At 37.6% G+C, this 2,998-nt stretch carries 4 protein-coding genes and 1 tRNA gene; 2 read left to right on the top strand and 3 right to left on the bottom strand.

Features of this window, described 5'->3' with window-relative positions:
* The first annotated feature begins 30 nt into the window (after positions 1-30).
* A tRNA-Tyr gene (locus ACR2F7_RS05285) sits at positions 31-116 on the top strand.
* A 487-nt stretch (positions 117-603) separates the two neighbouring features.
* On the opposite strand, the gene ACR2F7_RS05280 is transcribed toward ACR2F7_RS05285, so the two are convergent.
* The 3 genes from ACR2F7_RS05280 to ACR2F7_RS05270 form a co-directional block, all read right to left on the bottom strand.
* Positions 604-834, bottom strand: coding sequence for a hypothetical protein (locus tag ACR2F7_RS05280; RefSeq protein WP_432712544.1), 231 nt, complete (start codon positions 832-834; stop codon positions 604-606).
* 200 nt (positions 835-1,034) lie between these two features.
* Entirely contained in the window at positions 1,035-1,538 is a 504-nt protein-coding gene (locus ACR2F7_RS05275; RefSeq protein ID WP_432712543.1) for a nuclear transport factor 2 family protein, read from the bottom strand.
* Positions 1,539-1,699: 161 nt separating this feature from the next.
* Positions 1,700-1,951 (bottom strand): hypothetical protein, encoded by a 252-nt coding sequence (locus ACR2F7_RS05270; protein WP_432712542.1) that lies wholly within the window; start codon positions 1,949-1,951, stop codon positions 1,700-1,702.
* A 219-nt stretch (positions 1,952-2,170) separates the two neighbouring features.
* Here ACR2F7_RS05270 and ACR2F7_RS05265 point away from each other — a divergent pair.
* Positions 2,171-2,998: porin (locus ACR2F7_RS05265; protein ID WP_432712541.1), on the top strand; the 828-nt coding region annotated here is incomplete at its 3' end.

Raw genomic sequence — 2,998 nt, 5'->3', positions numbered from 1 at the left:
TAAACTTAGCTTTTACAAGATATCAATACCGGGGGGATACCAGAGTGGCCAAATGGGACAGACTGTAACTCTGTTGTCGCGAGACTTCGAAGGTTCGAATCCTTCTCCCCCCACCATTGACAATCTTATCCTGTAGCCATTAGGCCAACGTTGCCAAACCGCACTTTTTCTTTATTCGGTTGAAGTTTATTGTCTCCACAGGAGAGCCGAAAGGACTTAAGTTGATGGACAAAAAACACTTCACATTAATAAAATTTCTATAAAGTGCTTATCCTTTGTGTGTAATTTTAAATTAAATTGCTTAGCTATAGCGGCTATCCATATGTCATTTCCGGTATTGGCTTACCTTTTATGCAACAATGCTGTTTTAATTAGAGCATAATGATTTGCCGTCTCCTGATCAGCAATAAGAACATTACATCTTTCCAGAAAAGAGTTGATTTCTTATTGTGCTTTTTTGGATTGGCTGATCTGTAAGCACCCAAATAAAGTTATCCCCATACAGCAAAAGGGATATTTATTTCCTCTTTAAAAGTTTCAAGAAAAGCTGTAATAATGGGATTGCCTTTAAATAACTCAATAACAATATTGGTATCTAATAGATTATTTCCAGTCATCTGGATGAATTGTTTCACAAGACGCTGCAATAATATGTTCCATTTCTTCAGCCTCTTCCTTAGACCAGATTCCAGAAAAATCTTTTAAGCTCGGTGTTTTCTTAACCGTTTTATTATTTGTTCTCTTTAATAGGTTCTGCACAGCAGATAAAGTAGCTTCATTCTTTACTTTGAGCATTTCTTCTATCAAACGTAATTTACGTGTTTCTATATGCATGGATGGATATTAAGTGTTAATATAAAAATAAAGAATTTTTCCTACAATAACCATATCCCTCTATTTCAGTAGGTTATTGGTAGATAAATTACATCAATTAAAGCAGAATCTCAATCCTGATCATGTCAACCTCATTAAAGCTATCAAGGAAAATATCTCCTGCAGATTTCATCAAGTAGCGCAAGCTCAGGCCGGCTTAACTAGTGTAAGCTAACGACCCTGCTCATCTTCCAGTTTCCGTCCTTAAGTTTCCAGATCACAATAAATTTCGAAGGTTCGCTTTGGCCTTTCTCTACTAAATTTTTAAAACTATGATACCCAATCTCTACCGCACCATAACCTTGAATAGGGTAGACCTCAATACTGCCTTTAGTTAAGACTCTGTGGACCTTACCACAGATGTTTTGCTTAATAGAAGCGAGGTATTCTGCCTTGGACGTGGATAATCCACCGCGATCGTGATAGAACTCTAAATCTTCGTCGGTCATGGAAGCCATCTTCTCCAGATCGCAGGTATTATAGGTTTGGAAGTAAATACTGTCTAAGGCTACAATTGTCTGGTAGAGTTCAGGCGATTCAGGAACGTAGGGTTTTGGCTGATACCTTGGTTCAAGGTGCGCAACCTGGTTTTTATCCTGCGCTTGTGTGAAGCTCAGTAAGCCAAACACATAGCAGATCGTTAAGGTAAATCTTTTGATCATCATGCTGTTTAGACGATTTTTTAAAGCTATACGTTACGACATTTATAATATAAAAATTCAATAAGGGTATTTATTCAAAAGACCTAAACCATTGCTGGCCTTAGGGCCTACCGTTTAAATGTAGAACAACTTAATTGTTGAGTCTATAGCCGAAAAGGTTTTTTTTAAGTCAGTGATATTATAGACTTTTCTTCTTCCAGCATTTCCTCGAGACTCGATAAAAGTTCCTTTTCCAAGGGAATAAAACTTTTGACCAGGTAGATGTCTGCCACCTTTTTTGCCTTTTCTATAAATTGGACTGCTAAATCAGGCTTCTTTTGAATAAATAACGCATAAGCAGCCTGAATTCTATAATCGGCAACACTTCGTCCTTTTATTAGCCTGTCTTTTACTTCAGCATAGAGCGTTTGTGCCACTTCCGCGTCTGGTTGAAGATAGGAATAAGCAAATAAAATTGATGCCCTTTTTATTACAAAACCTCGTCTGATTTTATCTTTCAGAAATATGATTAACTAATAATAGTGATCAACATCATATTTTTTCATGTTTCGAAACATCCTTGACGAAGGCTATAAGCATAACTTTGTATAACAGAGGCTGAGGAATATCCTTCATCCCCAAACGTACTTTCTTTCATGTTTAAAATTTTAAGGCTCTTGCTCGTTTTGAACTGCTGCATTGCCACCGTATACAGCCAGGAACCAGTAAAAACTGATTCTACAAAGGCCAAAATAACAATGAAAGGCTTATTCCAGGCACGCTATTCCTTTAGCGGTAATAAATCTGTAGATTTAAATGGCCTGCACCATATTGATGGCAATGCCACTTATAATGATTTCGATATCAAAAGAGCAAGACTTCAATTTGCTTCTAAAATTTCTGACCGTACAGAAGTTATTTTACTCCTTAATTTGGCAGACTTTAAGTCTGATCCTAAAAACAAAGTACTGGAGAACGCTTACATCACCTACAGGTTAAATCCTTACTTTAACTTTAAAGCAGGTCAATTTAGACCAGCCTTTGGTTTAGAAGACATGTATGCAGTAGATGTCATCAAATCGATGGATTACTCCAACCAATATACTGCTTTTGGTAACAATGGCTGGCAGAGTTTTCAAATCGGCGCAAGCATAGGAGGGGCAATAAAAGGGGCTTTACCTGTTAAATATGAGTTTGCCGTTGTCAATGGTAATAACCGCAACCAGGTGATGGATAGCGATAACGGCAAGCATTTTACCACAAGGGTAGAGCTGCTCCTCCAAAAGAGGCTGAACCTTAAACTTGGCCTAAATGGTGGCTTGGCGGTAGTTACAGAACGAAATGTATATGCTTCAGGTATTGATTTGCAAGCCACCATCCCCTTAGGAAAAAAATGGTCTTTTGAATTGGAAACCGAAGCTAAACAAGGAAATAACCATACCTTGTTTTATGGCCTTGATTCTGCACAACGTGATGGTAATATC

Source organism: Pedobacter sp., assembly GCF_045628745.1.
In the GTDB taxonomy this organism is placed as follows: Bacteria; Bacteroidota; Bacteroidia; order Sphingobacteriales; family Sphingobacteriaceae; genus Pedobacter.
Note: the sequence above shows the minus strand (reverse complement) of the source record. Positions and strands in the feature narration are given on the sequence as shown.

Excerpts from the sequence above, each read along its gene's own strand:
- ACR2F7_RS05280 (WP_432712544.1), bottom strand. The coding sequence starts at position 834 with ATGCATATAGAAACACGTAAATTACGTTTGATAGAAGAAATGCTCAAA.
- ACR2F7_RS05275 (WP_432712543.1), bottom strand. The coding sequence starts at position 1,538 with ATGATGATCAAAAGATTTACCTTAACGATCTGCTATGTGTTTGGCTTA.